Here is a 16269-nt window from a genome sequence, read left to right as displayed (position 1 = left end):
GAAACTCACGAGTAAAGGGGTGAAACTCACGAGTAAAAGCAGAAACTCACTAGTAAAAGGTTGAAACTCACGAGTAAAAAGCAGAAAGTCACGAGTAAAAGGCAGAAAGTCACGAGTAAAATGCCCAAACTCACGAGTAAAAGCAGAAGCTCACGAGTAAAAGCAGAAGCTCACGAGTAAAGGCTGAAACTCACGAGTAAAGGCTGAAAGTCACGAGTAAAGGGGTGAAACTCACGAGTAAAAGCAGAAACTCACGAGTAAAAGCAGAAAGTCACGAGTAAAAAGCAGAAACTCACGAGTAAAAGCCCAAACTCACGAGTAACCACTATTTTTCAGATACCCAGGCAGGAATCAAAAGCATGATCACAGAAAATATAGAAGAAGGAGTGATGAATTAATGAAAAAACCATGTGAAAAGCCAATGAAAATGCTTAAACTGGAGGCATTAAGCAGAAGGCTCTCACCAAACCATCCTAAACAGAAAAAAATAACGAATGATTACCGGAAAATCCGTACTGGTTTTAATGGAGAATCAAGTATTGGAAAAGAGTTAAAGGATCTTTCAAAAAAATATCAAGTATTTCATGACCTCAGACTGAGCCGCGATGAGAGCAGCTTTTTCCAAATGGACTTTCTTATCGTATCTATGAATTGCTGCATTATCATAGAGGTGAAAAACTTTGCCGGCTTACTCTATTTTGACCGCACCTATCCTCAATTGATTCGGACAAAAGATGGACAGGAACAAGCCTATCTTGATCCGCTTATCCAGGTTGATGTGCAAAAATCACGCTTAATCAATTGGCTTAACCTTCATAAATTCCCGTTGCTTCCGATTGAAACACTCATTGCAAATGCAAACTCGAACACCATCATTAAGACTACTCCTGGTCATGCCTCCATCTTCAAGCAAATCACCGGAAAAGAAACACTCATCTCAAAAATTCAAACTCTTGATAAAAAGTATCCATCTGCGCAATTAACCCAAAGGCAGCGCAATAAACTATCAAACACATTCCTTCAAAAAAACACTCCACATAATCCGGATATACTCAAATGGTATCAAATCTCTGAAACGGATCTGCTCAAAAGTGTTCACTGCCCAGAATGTTCAATTCTCCAAATGCAACGTCACTGGGGAAAATGGACATGCGCGCATTGTTCTTACTCTTCCAAAGATGCCCACATTCAAACTCTTCGTGATTATGCCCTCCTCATAAGGCCCAAGATTACAAATAAACAAGCGAGGTTATTTTTACAAATTGAATCGATAGATATCATGCAAAGAATACTCTCTACCATGGAATTGCCTTATACAGGGCAATATAAAAATCGAGAATATAACCTTGAGGGCTTATTTCACGAGTAACCGGCTGAAACTTTCGAGTAAATGTCTGAAACTCACGAGTAACGTCCTAAACTCACGAGTAAAGAGCTGAAACTCACGAGTAACCGTCCTAAACTCACGAGTAACCGTCCTAAACTCACGAGTAAATGTCTGAAACTCACGAGTAACCGTCCGAAACTCACGAGTAAATGTCTGAAACTCACGAGTAAAAAGCTGAAACTCACGAGTAAAGAGCTGAAACTCACGAGTAAATGTCTAAACTCGCGAGTAACCGGCTGAAACTCACGAGTAAATGTCTGAAACTCACGAGTAAATGTCTGAAACTCACGAGTAAATGTCTAAACTCACGAGTAAATGTCTAAACTCACGAGTAACCGTCTGAAACTCACGAGTAAAAAGCAGAAACTCACGAGTAACCGTCTGAAACTCACGAGTAACCGTGCTAAACTCACGAGTTAACATCAAAAACCCCCATTTAAGGAACATTACACAATATACATTCGTAAAGTATGTAGTAAGGTTGAAATAATAAGAGCAAGGAAAAAGAAAGTAGTGAGGGCTTTGAAAGATTTATTGGATGCTAAGAGGAGAGAAATGCTTCAATTAGTGGAGCAGCTTGTGAATATTGATAGTGGTTCTTACACAAAACAGGGAATTGATAAAATTGGTGCGATTTTAAAAACGAAATTTGAGAGTCTTGATTTTATTGTGAATATTGTGGAACAAAAGAATTATGGCAATCAATTAGTTATTCAGCATCGTGATGCGCTTCAACCACATATTCTCGTTGTCGCACATATGGATACAGTTTTTCCAGAAGGGACGGTACAAAAACGTCCTTTTAAAGTGATAGGAGATCGCGCATACGGACCTGGTGTTGCTGATATGAAGGCAAGCTTAGTCGAACTTTTTTATGCGATTCTTTGTATGAAACAGGCAGGGAAGACCGGGTATAAACATATTCAAATCATTCTCAATAGTGATGAAGAGATAGGGTCTCCTTCTTCTGCTTCACTCATTTCAGAGAATGCGGCAAATAAGAAATTTGCGTTAATTCTAGAGCCAGCGAGGTCGGATGGTTCACTTGTTACGGCGAGAAGAGGCTGCGGGCAATTTAAAGTGGACATAGTAGGAGTGTCTGCTCACTCGGGGATTGAACCGGAAAAAGGACGAAGTGCAATTGAAGAATTGGCTCATAAGATTATCGCACTGCACAGGTTAAATGATCTTAAGCAGGGGATTAGTGTAAATGTCGGGATAATTGAAGGCGGTTCAGCTGTCAATACCATTGCCTCCCACGCCGCTGCCTTTGTGGATGTGCGTATCTCAGAAAAAAAACAGGAAGTTATTATCCTAAAACAAATGAAAAAAATCTGTGCTCACACTTATATTGCGGGAACGAAAACGACGCTTAGCGGCAAAATGGACCGGCCACCCATGGAAAAGAACGAACAAACGACCATTCTATTAGAGGCTATCAATCAGGCGGGGCAGGAAATCGGCATCAATATCACCGATACGGCTACGGGTGGAGGTTCAGATGCTTCTTTTACATCTGAATTAGGAATTGCAACCGTAGACGGACTAGGTCCAATTGGCGGGAATGCGCATAGTGAAGACGAGTATTTAGAAATTCCTAGCCTGACAGAACGAACACTTCTTTTAGCAACAGTTCTTCAAAAATTGTCTACAATGAACTAGTATACTAATTCCGATAACTCTGCTCATATTTCACTTGTCATAAATGATGTTTATGATATATTGTTAATTGGGAATCTAAATAAGAACAGAATTTATTGGAGTTGAATATATATGCTGCATCAGTTTTCTCGAAATGAATTAGCGATTGGTAAGGAAGGCATAGATATACTGAAAAACACGACCGTTGCTGTTCTAGGTGTAGGTGGCGTCGGTTCCTTTTCAGCTGAGGCATTGGCACGTACAGGAGTAGGTCGAATTATCCTTGTTGATAAAGATGATGTCGACATCACTAATGTGAACAGACAGATTCATGCACTTCTCTCAACTGTAGGTCAGCCGAAAGCGGAATTGATGAAGACCCGCATTCAAGATATTAATCCGGACTGCGAAGTAATCGCGCTAAAAATGTTCTATACAGAAGAAACGTTTGAGGAGTTCTTCAGTTATAATCTTGACTATGTCATTGATGCATCAGATACGGTCATTTATAAGATGCATGTGATGAAGGAATGCCTGAAACGAAATATTAAGGTGATTTCAAGCATGGGAGCTGCCAATAAAATGGACCCGACCCGTTTCCAAATTGCTGATATTTCAAAAACGCACACAGATCCGCTTGCCAAGGTCATTCGTACAAGATTACGAAAAGAGGGCATCACAAAGGGAATTCCTGTTGTCTTCTCCGATGAAAGTCCGATTGTCATTCGTGAGGATGTTCGAAAAGAAGTCGGCAATGACAATGCAAAAATCCGTAAAGCGCAAATGCCGCCATCTTCTAATGCATTCGTACCATCTGTAGCTGGCTTAATTGCGGCCAGTTGGGTAATCAATGATATTGTAAAAGACATTGAAGTTCGCCGTGTTAATGACTGACTCTAAATAGAGTCAGTTTTTTTTGACCGTATTATCATGAAAATATTTTTTATTAACATTTTTTTCTATGACATATAGACGGAGTCGATAGAATGAGATACACTATTTTCAGAATATTATTTTTATTTAAATATTCTGTCAATGAGAATAATATACTAAATTAGGGGGTTTCAAATGAAGAAGAAGAAAAAGCTAGCAGGAGTGTTTCTATCACTTTCACTAGTAGCTGGGGCGCTGGCAGGTTGTAATAGCGACTCGAAAACTAGCAGTTCAAGTGGAGGCTCATCCACCTCGGGTGACACAATTAAAATTGGTGCCAATCTTGAATTGTCAGGCGGAACTGCATCATTCGGTCAGTCAGCCGCGGATGGTTTGAAATTGGCCATCGAAGAAATTAATAAAGAAGGCATTGACGGAAAAAAGCTAGAAATCATTAAAGTTGATAATAAATCTGATGCAGCAGAAGCTACCAGTGGTTCAATTAAATTAGTCAGTCAGGACAAAGTTGTGGCTGTAGTTGGATCAGCTACAAGCACAAACACTTTGGCACAGGTTCAAGTCGCACAAGATAATAAAGTTCCTCTACTCACACCAACGGCAACAAATCCCGACATAACAAACAAAGCTGGAAAATTAAACGATTATGTGTTCAGAACTTGCTTTATCGATCCATTCCAAGGGACGGTTGCAGCTAATTTCGCATCTGATGATATTGGGGCGAAGACTGCAGCAATCTATGTAGATAGCGCAAGTGATTATTCAAAAGGGTTAGCCGCTGCATTTAAAGAAGCATTTACTGCAAACGGCGGTAAAATTGTAGCGGAAGAAGCGTATGTAACGAAAGATACTGATTTCCGCGCAACATTAACACGTATCAAATCTGCAAAACCGGAATTCGTTTTCCTTCCTGGTTATTATGAAGAAGTTGGACTTATCTTAAAGCAAGCTCGTGAAGACGGCATCGACCTTCCATTCATGGGTGGAGATGGCTGGGATTCTCCGAAAGTCGTTGAAATTGCTGGGGCAGAGGCATTGAAAAATACCTTTATCACTAATCACTATTCTCCAGAAGATGAAGATGCAAAAATCCAAGATTTCGTTGCAGCTTACAAAAAGAAATACAATAAAACACCAGATGCTTTTGCTGCCCTTGGCTATGACACTGGGTACTACCTGGCTGACGCTATCAAAAGATCTGGAGATGCTTCTCCCGAAAAAATCAGACAAGCATTGGAAGATGTCAAAGATCTTCAATTAGTATCAGGGACTCTTAACCTCGATGAAAATCATGATCCAATCAAATCAGCTACTATTTTAGAATATGTAGATGGTAAACAAACATTTAAAACAAAAATCAATCCATAATAGTTAAGCGGATAGGGGGGCAAGTCCCCCTATTCTATCTTCACTAAAAAAACACCTTTTCGGGGAGAGTGCAATATGGAACTGATTCAGCAATTGGTAAATGGCATTTCACTCGGCAGCATTTATGCATTGATTGCTCTTGGCTATACGATGGTATACGGGATCGTCAAGCTGATAAACTTTGCTCATGGTGACGTATTTATGGTTGGTTCATTTGTTGGTTTTTACTCCATTACGGTATTGGACTTATCGTTCATCCCTGCTTTATTGATTTCAATGATTGTATGCGCCATATTTGGTGTCTTAATTGAACGTATTGCTTATAAACCCCTTCGAAATGCAACACGGATTGCGGCCTTAATTACGGCCATCGGTGTTTCCCTTCTAATTGAAAATGGTCTGATTTACATCCGTGGCGCCCAGCCAGAAGCCTATCCAAACGATGTCCTTCCGATGGATAAACTCGATATATTAGGAGTTTCCATCAGCAGCCAATCTATATTAATTTTATCCGTATCTATTATTTTAATGATTATCCTACAATTTGTTGTACATAAAACAAAAATCGGCAAAGCCATGCGTGCCGTTTCATTTGATTCCGAAGCGGCTACGCTTATGGGCATCAATGTCAATAATACGATTTCCGCTACCTTCGCAATAGGTTCGGCTCTAGCAGGGGCGGCAGGTGTTATTTTTGGAATCTACTATATTAAGATTGAGCCATTAATGGGTGTCCTTCCTGGCCTTAAAGCCTTTGTTGCAGCAGTTTTAGGCGGCATTGGCATTATTCCTGGAGCAATGGTCGGCGGTCTACTGCTTGGAGTTATTGAGGCGTTGGTCAGTGCCGCCGGTTACTCTTTATGGCGTGACGGTGTGGCTTTTATCGTACTCATCTTGATTTTAATTTTCTTGCCACAGGGCTTATTCGGTAAAAATAAAAGAGAAAAAGTATAGGGGAGACATAGCGATGACTACTTTAAAGAATTCAAAGGGTTTTTGGCTCTCGATTGTGTTGGCACTTATTTTTTTCTCGGTCATGCAGTTTACCATTTCAAACGGCATGCTCAATCCATTTTATATCAATACGCTCATGTTTATCGGCATCAATATTATGCTGGCGACGAGTCTTCATTTAATCATCGGAATCACCGGACAGTTCTCGATCGGACATGCCGGGTTTTTAGCAGTAGGGGCCTATGCTTCCGCTGTGATGACAATGAAGCTTGAACTACCATTCATTATTGCCTTATTGGCAGGGGGGATTTTAGCCGCTGTAGCAGGTATGGTAATTGGAATTCCGAGCTTACGTCTGAAGGGGGATTACTTGGCGATTGCTACACTTGGATTTGGGGAAATTGTCCGGATAGTCCTCTTGAATATTGATTATGTAGGCGGAGCAAGCGGGATGCAGGTATCTCATTTGACAACGTGGCCATGGGTATTTGCCTGTGTAATGATTACCATTATTGTGATTCGGAATTTCACGAATTCAACGCATGGGCGTGCATGTATTTCCGTAAGAGAAGATGAAACGGCCGCTGACGCGATGGGAATCAATACGACTTATTATAAAGTGGCAGCTTTCGTCATTGGAGCCTTTTTTGCCGGAGTTGCTGGTTCGCTTTACGCTCATAACTTCTATATTATCCAGCCGTCGAATTTCGGTTTCCTAAAATCATTCGATATTCTGATCTTCGTGGTTCTCGGTGGTCTTGGAAGCCTATCAGGTTCAGTTTTGGCCGCGATTCTATTAACAATCGTGACCACATTCCTCCAGGATTACCCGGAAACAAGGATGATTATTTACAGCCTTGTACTGATTTTGATGATGATATTCCGCCCGCAAGGTTTAATGGGGACAAGAGAAATTACGACATTGTTCACTGGTAAAAAAACTAAAGGGGGACCTAAGGATGGAAGCCACAATACCGTTGCTTAAAGTAGATTCAGTGGGAATCCGCTTCGGTGGATTGAAAGCTGTTTCAGATGTTAACGTGGAATTATTTCCGGGGGAACTTGTTGGCCTGATTGGTCCGAATGGTGCCGGGAAAACGACCTTCTTTAATTTGTTGACGGGTGTGTATGTTCCTACAGAAGGAACGATTGCTTTAAATGGGGAAAACTTAAAAAAACAACCGCCTTATAAAATTACGAGAAAAGGAATTTCCAGGACCTTTCAAAATATCCGCCTCTTTAGTGAGTTATCCGTGATCGATAACGTCAAGGTTGCTTACCACTCACTCGCCAAGCACAGGATTGCAAGCTCTATATTCAGATTGCCGGGACACTTTTCCGGTGAAAAGGAAATGGATGAAAAGGCGATTGAGTTCTTGAAGATTTTCAACCTGGACCAATATAAGGATGAAAAAGCGAAGAATCTGCCATATGGACAGCAGAGACGACTGGAAATTGCTCGGGCTCTTGCAGCAAATCCGAAACTTCTTTTACTTGACGAACCAGCAGCTGGGATGAACCCGCATGAAACGAAAGAATTGATGAACCTAATTGCGTTTATCCGAAAGGAATTCAATCTTACGGTATTGCTCATCGAACATGATATGTCCCTTGTCATGGGTGTATGCGAACGTATTTACGTACTCGATCACGGTCAGCTTATCGCCCACGGAAAGCCTGAAGAAATCCGCAATGATCCAAAGGTTATCGAAGCGTATCTTGGCGAGGAGGTTTCATAATGCTGAAAATCGAGGACATCAATGTCTATTATGGGAACATCCAAGCGTTAAAGGGAGTTACGATGGAAATTAACGAAGGGGAAATCGTCACCTTAATCGGAGCAAATGGAGCCGGAAAAAGCACATTGCTCAAAACGATTTCGGGGTTGTTAAAACCGAAACAAGGAAAGGTTCTTTTCGAAGAGGGTTCGATTGGAGGAAAAGCAGCCCAATCAATCGTGAAAATGGGTATCTCCCATGTCCCCGAGGGCCGTCGAGTCTTTGCCAACATGACGGTTGCCGAAAACTTGGAGCTTGGAGCCTATTTACGAAAAGACAAAGAAGGCATCAAAAAAGATATGGAAAAAGTCTATGAACTATTTCCGAGGTTACTAGAAAGGATCAAACAACAGGCTGGCACACTATCAGGTGGTGAACAGCAGATGCTTGCAATGGGGCGAGCTTTAATGGCGAAACCACGTTTATTACTGCTCGATGAACCTTCCATGGGACTTGCTCCGTTGCTGGTGAAACAAATCTTCAACATCATACAAGAGATCAGTGAGGCAGGCACAACGATTCTTTTAGTTGAGCAAAACGCCAACCTTGCTCTATCCATTGCAGATCGGGCCTACGTCGTTGAAACAGGACGGATTGTCCTTTCTGGAAACGCCGATGAACTCACTTCGAGTGAAGAAATAAAAATGGCCTATTTAGGAGGACATTAAACCGCCGTTTGGCGGTTTTTTGTTGTGGAGAGAAAGAATAGTGTTTCTGATTATGATCATCATGTTAGCAAGATAGCACCATTCCAGATATGAAATAGAATAGAATTATATACAGCATTTTATACATTTAAGAGAATCTAGTTCAATTATAAACTAGGAACAAAGACTAAAATATAGTAAAGAAATGGGTTTAATTCCCTATCGTTATACTTGTTTTTTGGAAAAAATGTATTAAATAGGATGAAAATAATGGAAAGTAGAATAAAATTTTTTTAGTATTAATTTAGAACTTTATAATATCAATATAATAAAATTAATCTGTATATTCTGATAATACAGGCTATTTTCACAATAATTAAAATATATAAAAATAGAAACAGTGAGTAGCCTCTGTGAAAAATATACCATTTAGCAAAATATTCATTCAATTATTGTATAGACGGAATGAAATTTATGCGGTAAACTAATTTTCGAAATATTTATTTAATTATAAACATTTAATCTAATCAATTTTTTCTGGGGCGTTTTGAATAAATATTCATGCATCAGAGCTATGATTACAAAATGGAGGGGTTAATTATGAAAAAGAAAAAACTAGCAGGTGCATTCCTTTCTTTAACACTTGCAGCAGGCGTTTTAGCGGGTTGTTCCGGCGGCTCTGGTTCATCAGAGAAATCAAGTGGAGAGGGAGAAACAATCAAGATTGGGGTCAACCTTGAATTATCAGGTGGTGTAGCCTCATATGGTCAATCGATTGCGGAAGGTCTAGAGCTTGCGACTGCAGAGATTAACAAAGAAGGAATTGACGGTAAAAAAATCAAACTAATAAAAGTTGATAATAAATCTGAAGCGTCTGAAGCAACAAGCGGTGCTATCAAGCTGACTTCACAAGATCAGGTTACAGCAATTGTTGGTGCAGCTACAAGTACGAACACGATTGCACAAGTACAGATTGCACAAGATAATAAAGTTCCAGTTATCAGCCCTTCTGGGACAAGCCCGGAAATCACATACAAAGATGATAAATTGAACGATTATATTTTCAGAACAAGCTTCATCGATCCGTTCCAAGGTACAGTTGCTGCGAATTTTGCAACTAGTGAAGTCAAAGCAAAAAGTGCTGCCATCTATATTGATAGCGCAAGTGATTATTCTAAAGGATTAGCGGCAGCCTTTAAAGAACAATTCATTGCAAATGGCGGGAAAATCGTTAGAGAAGAAGCTTACATTGCGAAGGATACTGATTTCCGTTCTACATTGACTCGTTTGAAATCAGCGAAACCGGATTTTATTTTCCTACCTGGTTATTATGAAGAAGCTGGTCTGATTGTGAAACAGGCACGTGAAACAGGACTTGACGTACCATTTATGGGCGGCGACGGTTGGGATTCTCCTAAGCTAATAGAAATTGCGGGTGCTAAAGCGTTAAATAACACATTCATCACGAATCATTATTCTTCAGGTGATCCTGATGAGAAAATTCAGAATTTTGTGTCAGCATTTAAAGCGAAATACAAAGATAAATCTCCTGATGCCTTTAATGCTTTAGGATACGACACAGGATACTACCTTGCAGATGCTATTAAACGGGCAGGCTCGACAGATTCAGAAAAAATTAAGGATGCCCTTGAGAAGACAAAAGACCTTGAACTTGTAACTGGGACATTCACATTGGATGAAAAACACAATCCAATCAAATCTGCTACCATTCTTGAGTTTAAAGATGGGAAACAAGTATTTAACACAAAAATCAATCCTGAATGATAGAGTAAAAGTTTTAATCCTTTCGCCGGCCTTTCTTACAATAGAAGGTGCTGGCGAATTCTCATTTTTCTAGTATATATAGGCTTATGGAACTTCCATTTTGAGTGGAAACGAGAGTCTGAACTTGCCATATTATAAAATTAGATTTTTCAAGGAGAGTCGAACATGGAATTGATACAACAGCTAATTAACGGGGTTTCACTAGGAAGTATTTATGCCCTTATCGCTCTCGGTTATACGATGGTTTACGGGATTGTTAAATTAATTAACTTTGCCCATGGTGATGTTTTCATGGTTGGGTCATTCGTTGGTTTTTACTCAATAACGGTTCTGGATCTATCATTCGTACCTGCTCTATTAATCTCGATGACAGTCTGCGCTCTCTTTGGGGTATTAATCGAGCGGATTGCGTACAAGCCGTTGAGGAACGCAACGCGTATTGCCGCACTTATCACAGCTATAGGGGTTTCGCTTTTAATCGAATATGGATTCATCTACGTTCGTGGTGCACAGCCAGAGGCTTATCCAAGTGATGTATTGCCAACAGACAAATTTAATATCTTTGGAGTTTCTATCAACAGTCAATCGGTTTTAATTTTCGGTGTAGCTGTAGTTTTAATGATCATTTTACAAATCATCGTTCATAAAACAAAAATAGGAAAAGCTATGCGTGCCGTTTCTTTTGACGCGGATGCGGCTAAGTTGATGGGAATAAATGTTAATAACACAATTTCGGCTACATTTGCAATCGGTTCCGCTTTAGCTGGAGCAGCAGGTGTTATTTTCGGTATTTATTATATTAAAATTGAGCCGCTTATGGGTGTACTGCCAGGTTTGAAGGCATTTGTTGCTGCCGTACTTGGAGGAATCGGGATTATACCGGGCGCGATGGTTGGAGGTTTACTGCTTGGTGTCATCGAGGCATTGGTCAGTGCCGCCGGTTACTCATTATGGCGTGATGCTGTAGCCTTTATCGTACTGATTCTTATCTTGATTTTCATGCCACAAGGCTTATTCGGTAAAAACAAAAAAGAAAAAGTATAGGGGAGACAAAGCAATGACTACATTTAAGCGAGCAAAAGGTTTTTGGCTCTCGATTTCGCTATCACTGATCTTTTTCGCCGTGATTCAAGTTTTAATCGGCGGCGGATCGCTAAATCCTTTTTATCAAAATACGCTCATGTTCATCGGGATTAATATTATCCTAGCAGCAAGCTTACACTTAATCATCGGGGTGACCGGACAGTTTTCCATCGGACATGCTGGATTCCTGGCAGTTGGTGCCTATGCTTCAGCAATAATGACCATGAAGTTAGAAATGCCGTTTGTTGTGGCATTGATAGTTGGCGGTTTGGTGGCAGCGTTGGCCGGTTTGATCATCGGAATCCCAAGTTTACGTCTTAAAGGAGACTACTTGGCGATTGCGACCCTCGGTTTTGGGGAAATCGTCCGGATTATTCTTTTGAATATTGATTATGTTGGAGGGGCGAGCGGCATGCAGGTTTCCCATTTAACTACTTGGCCATGGGTGTTTGCTGCCGTTCTCGTTACGATCATCGTCATCCGTAACTTTACAAGCTCGACCCACGGAAGAGCCTGCATATCGATCCGCGAGGACGAAACGGCTGCAGATTCGATGGGAATTAATACGACGTATTACAAAGTTGTCGCGTTTGCGATTGGTGCTTTTTTTGCAGGGATTGCTGGAGGGTTATACGCGCATAACTTCTATATTATCCAGCCATCGAACTTCGGATTCTTGAAATCATTTGATATTTTGATTTTAGTAGTACTTGGTGGTCTTGGAAGTCTTTCCGGTGCCGTATTGGCCGCAATATTACTAACGGTTGTTACGACTTTCCTGCAAGATTACCCGGAAACACGAATGATCATCTACAGCCTTGTGCTTATCGTGATGATGATCTATCGTCCACAAGGTTTAATGGGTACAAAAGAAATAACATCTATGTTCAAACGTAAAGGAGGCAGCAGCCATGAAAACAAAAACACCGCTGCTTAAAGTCGATTCGGTCGGCATCCAGTTCGGAGGGCTTAAAGCCGTTTCTGATGTTAACGTCGAGTTATATCCAGGAGAACTAATTGGCTTGATTGGGCCGAACGGCGCTGGAAAAACAACTTTCTTTAACTTGCTGACAGGAGTTTACGTCCCGACAGAGGGCACGATTTCTTTAGAAGGTGAGAACTTAAGAAAACTGCCCCCATATAAAATCACGCAAAAAGGGATCAGTCGGACATTCCAAAACATTCGTTTGTTCAGTGAACTTTCAGTGATTGATAATGTAAAAGTTGCCTATCATTCTCTTTCGAAACATAGTATTTTGAGTTCGATCTTCCGTTTGCCTATCCATTTTAAAGGGGAAAAGGAGATGGATGATAAGGCCATTGAGTTCTTGAAAATTTTTAACCTGGATCAATACAAGGATGAAAAGGCAAAAAACCTGCCATATGGTAAACAGCGACGTTTGGAAATTGCCCGTGCGCTTGCCGCAAATCCGAAACTGCTTTTACTAGATGAACCGGCAGCCGGGATGAACCCGCAGGAAACGCATGAACTAATGAACTTGATTGCCCTCATTCGTGAAAAATTTGATCTGACCGTTTTATTGATTGAACATGATATGCCTCTTGTCATGGGTGTTTGCGAACGCATATACGTACTTGATCACGGACAGCTAATCGCTCAAGGAAAGCCAGAAGAAATTCGTAACAATCCAAAAGTCATCGAGGCCTATCTTGGCGAGGAGGTTTCATAATGTTAAAAATCGAGGACATTAACGTATATTACGGAAACATTCAAGCGCTGAAGGGTATCTCACTTTCAATTAACGAAGGTGAAATCGTAACCTTAATCGGGGCTAACGGTGCAGGGAAAAGTACGATGCTGAAAACAATTTCCGGCCTATTAAAACCGAAACAAGGAAAAATAATGTACGAAGGGCAATCTATCGGCGGAAAAGCCGCACAATCAATTGTGAAAATGGGAATCTCTCATGTTCCAGAAGGCCGCCGTGTCTTCGCGAATATGACGGTGGAAGAAAACCTTCAGCTCGGTGCCTATTTACGAAAAGATAAAGCAGGCATCAAGCAAGATATGGAGAAAGTCTATGAATTATTCCCGCGTTTGCTTGAACGACTGAAGCAGCAATCCGGAACTCTTTCCGGAGGGGAACAACAAATGCTTGCGATGGGCCGAGCCCTTATGGCAAAGCCACGCCTCCTGTTATTGGACGAGCCATCTATGGGACTTGCACCATTACTAGTAAAACAAATCTTTAATATTATAGAAGAAATCAATAAAACCGGTACAACCATCTTGCTTGTCGAACAAAATGCCAACTTGGCCCTATCCATCGCGGACAGAGCCTATGTCGTCGAAACAGGCCGAATCGTTCTATCCGGTAAATCCGAGGAACTAACCGCAAGCGAAGAAATCAAGAATGCATATTTAGGAGGACATTAAACCGCATATAGCGGTTTTTTGTTTTGCTAGAAATGAGCTATTTTAACTAGATGAAAAGGTTAGTAAATCTAAATCACTAGGTATACAATCTAATTAGGAATAATAGTAGAGTTGGTTCAAGTATCAAACCTCATCCATATCTATTCTTAATCATACTTTTGGAGTGATTTTATGCACAAATTCATTCAGTTGAGCCTTTCAGTTATATTAATACTTATGATTCTACCAAGCTACCAGCCAGAAGCTGCAGAGAGTCCACAAACTGACGGTGTTCTTGTCAAATATAAAGAGACGAACAATGAGCCAATCAGAGATTTAATAGAGACGGTCGACGTTCCTAAAGGGGAAACAACCGACAATCTTATCGAGGAACTAGAAGATCAGAAGAATGTAGAATATGCAGAGCCTAACTATCTTTTTAAGAAGATGGAAAGCCCGAACGATCCAGCCTACATAGACCAGTGGCATCACAAAACACTTGGTACACAAGCTGCATGGACAAAATCCATGGGCTCAAAAGAAATGGTCGTGGCCATCATTGATGATGGAATTGATCGTAATCACGAAGATTTAAAAGGGAAAATCGACCATCCCTATGATGCGGTACGCAATCGGAAGAATATTGTACCAGTAGGGGAACATGGAACACATATTGCAGGAATCATCGCAGGTTCTGCCAACAATGACTTAGGTGGAACAGGTGTTGCACCAAACATTAAAATTATGCCGATTAACGTTTTTAAAGGCGAATATGCCGATACGGCTGATATCATCGAGGCTATTCATTATGCCGTTCAGCAAGGGGCAGACATTATTAATATGAGTCTAGGCGACACCCGTTATTCGGAAGCATTAAACAAGGCTGTCCAAGAGGCTTATAGTAAAGGCTTATTGATTGTCGCAGCTGCCGGAAATGAAGGAGATATGGGGAAAAGTGTACAGCGCGTGTATCCAGCTGCATTCAGTCATGTCATTTCTGTGGCCGCTACCGATTCAAAAGATAAGCGTACTAGTTATTCCAACTATCATTCAACAGTCGATATTGCCGCCCCTGGCGACTATATTCTTTCTACTTTACCTGGTGATAGATATGGCTGGATGAGTGGAACATCAATGGCTACGCCTATGGTGGCCGGTGTAGCAGCACTGATTTGGTCCAATGAGCCAAAACTCACTAAATATGAGGTGGAATACCGTCTCTATGATTCAGCTATTGACCTAGGTACAAAAGGGAAAGACATATACTATGGAAATGGACGGGTGAATGCCAAAAAAGCGCTTGAAATGAAGACGCTGACCAGGCCAACTGTGACGCCGATTTCTGATAAGGATACGTTGATCAAAGGGAAAATTCCAAGTGATTTCAAAACAGGCACCCTTTCCATTTATACCAATGAAAAAACACTCGCCACAGTGAAGATTAACGGGGAAAAGACGTTTTCAGCGACAATCGCTAAACAGACAGCTGGCACGACTATCTATACTAGAGTTGTCGATAATGCGGGAAATAAAAGTGTTCCTGTTTCAGTTAAGGTAGAAGATAAAACAGCACCTACGAAACCGACTGTAAATAGTGTCGGTGACAATACGACAAAAGTAACTGGCAAAGCGGAAGCAGGCTCTACCGTTACTGTCAAAATGGGCAGCACTGCGCTTGGAAAAGCAAAGTCCAATAGCTCAGGGAAGTTCACCGTTACGATGACAAAAAAACAAAAGGCCGGTAAAGTTCTATCCGTAACAGCAACCGACAAGGCAGGAAATACGAGCTCGGTCAAACAAGTCACCGTCGCAGACAAAACAGCACCCAGTATACCGTCAGTCAATACAGTAACAACAAAAACGACAAAAGTAACCGGCAAAGCAGAAGCCAACTCCACTGTATACGTAAAAGCATCTAAAAAAGTCATCGGCTCTGCCAAAGCAACGAGTAAAGGCACATACTCGGTCAAAATCCCTAAGCAAAAAGCAGGGAAAAACCTATATATCTATGCCAAAGATAAAGCGAAAAACGTAAGTGCGTCAAGGAAAGTTACTGTTAAAAAGTGATCAGAACATGAATGAAAAAAGCCTCTGAGCGATTATCGGAGGCTTTTTTTTATGTAGCCGGTAGTTTTCTAGTGAATTATACTTTGAGAGGGGTGTGGAAGTAGGGGTATAGGAACTACCTCTTCATTGCATGAAAAAAGCCGCCCAAATGGAGCGGTCTAACTTCCTTAATCTATCAGGAAGTTTGTGAATTATTTAAATCAACCAGTTTACATTTATGGTAAGCTATTTTTCTTTGAAATTCAGAAATCTGCTACCCTAGGTCGTTAGATACCTTTGGTTAGCACTCTC

Annotated in this window: 14 protein-coding genes; all 14 read left to right on the top strand. The window is 40.9% G+C overall.

What is annotated here, in order from left to right:
- The first annotated feature begins 397 nt into the window (after window positions 1-397).
- The 14 genes from AKG34_RS16690 to AKG34_RS16625 all read left to right on the top strand — a co-directional run bounded on the left by AKG34_RS16690 (window position 398) and on the right by AKG34_RS16625 (window position 15978).
- A complete protein-coding gene (locus AKG34_RS16690; protein WP_053347118.1) occupies window positions 398-1369 on the top strand; it encodes a nuclease-related domain-containing protein in 972 nt (323 codons plus the stop codon).
- Between the two features lie 573 nt (window positions 1370-1942).
- Window positions 1943-3049 (top strand): M20 family metallopeptidase, encoded by a 1107-nt coding sequence (locus tag AKG34_RS16685; protein WP_152952301.1) that lies wholly within the window; start codon window positions 1943-1945, stop codon window positions 3047-3049.
- 111 nt (window positions 3050-3160) lie between these two features.
- Window positions 3161-3922 carry a tRNA threonylcarbamoyladenosine dehydratase gene (locus AKG34_RS16680; RefSeq protein ID WP_053347117.1) on the top strand — a complete coding sequence of 254 codons (762 nt, stop codon included), beginning with the start codon at window positions 3161-3163 and terminating at the stop codon, window positions 3920-3922.
- A 174-nt stretch (window positions 3923-4096) separates the two neighbouring features.
- Complete coding sequence (locus AKG34_RS16675) at window positions 4097-5287, top strand: ABC transporter substrate-binding protein (RefSeq protein ID WP_053347116.1); 1191 nt, start codon at window positions 4097-4099, stop codon at window positions 5285-5287.
- Between the two features lie 75 nt (window positions 5288-5362).
- Window positions 5363-6241: a branched-chain amino acid ABC transporter permease gene (locus tag AKG34_RS16670; RefSeq protein ID WP_053347115.1), complete on the top strand. Its 879-nt coding sequence runs from the start codon at window positions 5363-5365 to the stop codon at window positions 6239-6241.
- A 13-nt stretch (window positions 6242-6254) separates the two neighbouring features.
- Window positions 6255-7226 carry a branched-chain amino acid ABC transporter permease gene (locus AKG34_RS16665; RefSeq protein ID WP_053347114.1) on the top strand — a complete coding sequence of 324 codons (972 nt, stop codon included), beginning with the start codon at window positions 6255-6257 and terminating at the stop codon, window positions 7224-7226.
- Window positions 7201-7980, top strand: coding sequence for an ABC transporter ATP-binding protein (locus AKG34_RS16660; RefSeq protein WP_053347113.1), 780 nt, complete (start codon window positions 7201-7203; stop codon window positions 7978-7980). Before AKG34_RS16665 ends, AKG34_RS16660 begins: the two co-directional genes overlap by 26 nt.
- On the top strand, window positions 7980-8687 hold the full coding sequence (locus AKG34_RS16655) for an ABC transporter ATP-binding protein (RefSeq protein WP_053347112.1): 708 nt from the start codon (window positions 7980-7982) through the stop codon (window positions 8685-8687). The genes AKG34_RS16660 and AKG34_RS16655 overlap by 1 nt, the downstream gene beginning before the upstream one ends.
- A gap of 579 nt (window positions 8688-9266) precedes the next feature.
- Window positions 9267-10451 (top strand): ABC transporter substrate-binding protein, encoded by a 1185-nt coding sequence (locus AKG34_RS16650; RefSeq protein ID WP_053347111.1) that lies wholly within the window; start codon window positions 9267-9269, stop codon window positions 10449-10451.
- A gap of 165 nt (window positions 10452-10616) precedes the next feature.
- A complete protein-coding gene (locus tag AKG34_RS16645; RefSeq protein WP_053347110.1) occupies window positions 10617-11495 on the top strand; it encodes a branched-chain amino acid ABC transporter permease in 879 nt (292 codons plus the stop codon).
- Between the two features lie 13 nt (window positions 11496-11508).
- Complete coding sequence (locus AKG34_RS16640) at window positions 11509-12471, top strand: branched-chain amino acid ABC transporter permease (protein ID WP_053347109.1); 963 nt, start codon at window positions 11509-11511, stop codon at window positions 12469-12471.
- Window positions 12446-13225 (top strand): ABC transporter ATP-binding protein, encoded by a 780-nt coding sequence (locus tag AKG34_RS16635; RefSeq protein WP_053347108.1) that lies wholly within the window; start codon window positions 12446-12448, stop codon window positions 13223-13225. Before AKG34_RS16640 ends, AKG34_RS16635 begins: the two co-directional genes overlap by 26 nt.
- Window positions 13225-13932, top strand: coding sequence for an ABC transporter ATP-binding protein (locus AKG34_RS16630; RefSeq protein ID WP_053347107.1), 708 nt, complete (start codon window positions 13225-13227; stop codon window positions 13930-13932). The genes AKG34_RS16635 and AKG34_RS16630 overlap by 1 nt, the downstream gene beginning before the upstream one ends.
- A gap of 171 nt (window positions 13933-14103) precedes the next feature.
- Window positions 14104-15978, top strand: coding sequence for a S8 family peptidase (locus AKG34_RS16625; RefSeq protein ID WP_053347106.1), 1875 nt, complete (start codon window positions 14104-14106; stop codon window positions 15976-15978).
- Window positions 15979-16269 lie beyond the last annotated feature (291 nt).

The sequence above is a fragment of the Peribacillus butanolivorans genome (assembly GCF_001273755.1).
In the GTDB taxonomy this organism is placed as follows: domain Bacteria; phylum Bacillota; class Bacilli; order Bacillales; family DSM-1321; genus Peribacillus; species Peribacillus butanolivorans.
Note: the sequence above shows the minus strand (reverse complement) of the source record. Positions and strands in the feature narration are given on the sequence as shown.

Excerpts from the sequence above, each read along its gene's own strand:
- AKG34_RS16690 (WP_053347118.1), top strand. The coding sequence starts at position 398 with ATGAAAAAACCATGTGAAAAGCCAATGAAAATGCTTAAACTGGAGGCA.
- AKG34_RS16685 (WP_152952301.1), top strand. The coding sequence starts at position 1,943 with ATGCTTCAATTAGTGGAGCAGCTTGTGAATATTGATAGTGGTTCTTAC.
- AKG34_RS16680 (WP_053347117.1), top strand. The coding sequence starts at position 3,161 with ATGCTGCATCAGTTTTCTCGAAATGAATTAGCGATTGGTAAGGAAGGC.
- AKG34_RS16675 (WP_053347116.1), top strand. The coding sequence starts at position 4,097 with ATGAAGAAGAAGAAAAAGCTAGCAGGAGTGTTTCTATCACTTTCACTA.
- AKG34_RS16670 (WP_053347115.1), top strand. The coding sequence starts at position 5,363 with ATGGAACTGATTCAGCAATTGGTAAATGGCATTTCACTCGGCAGCATT.
- AKG34_RS16665 (WP_053347114.1), top strand. The coding sequence starts at position 6,255 with ATGACTACTTTAAAGAATTCAAAGGGTTTTTGGCTCTCGATTGTGTTG.
- AKG34_RS16660 (WP_053347113.1), top strand. The coding sequence starts at position 7,201 with ATGGAAGCCACAATACCGTTGCTTAAAGTAGATTCAGTGGGAATCCGC.
- AKG34_RS16655 (WP_053347112.1), top strand. The coding sequence starts at position 7,980 with ATGCTGAAAATCGAGGACATCAATGTCTATTATGGGAACATCCAAGCG.
- AKG34_RS16650 (WP_053347111.1), top strand. The coding sequence starts at position 9,267 with ATGAAAAAGAAAAAACTAGCAGGTGCATTCCTTTCTTTAACACTTGCA.
- AKG34_RS16645 (WP_053347110.1), top strand. The coding sequence starts at position 10,617 with ATGGAATTGATACAACAGCTAATTAACGGGGTTTCACTAGGAAGTATT.
- AKG34_RS16640 (WP_053347109.1), top strand. The coding sequence starts at position 11,509 with ATGACTACATTTAAGCGAGCAAAAGGTTTTTGGCTCTCGATTTCGCTA.
- AKG34_RS16635 (WP_053347108.1), top strand. The coding sequence starts at position 12,446 with ATGAAAACAAAAACACCGCTGCTTAAAGTCGATTCGGTCGGCATCCAG.
- AKG34_RS16630 (WP_053347107.1), top strand. The coding sequence starts at position 13,225 with ATGTTAAAAATCGAGGACATTAACGTATATTACGGAAACATTCAAGCG.
- AKG34_RS16625 (WP_053347106.1), top strand. The coding sequence starts at position 14,104 with ATGCACAAATTCATTCAGTTGAGCCTTTCAGTTATATTAATACTTATG.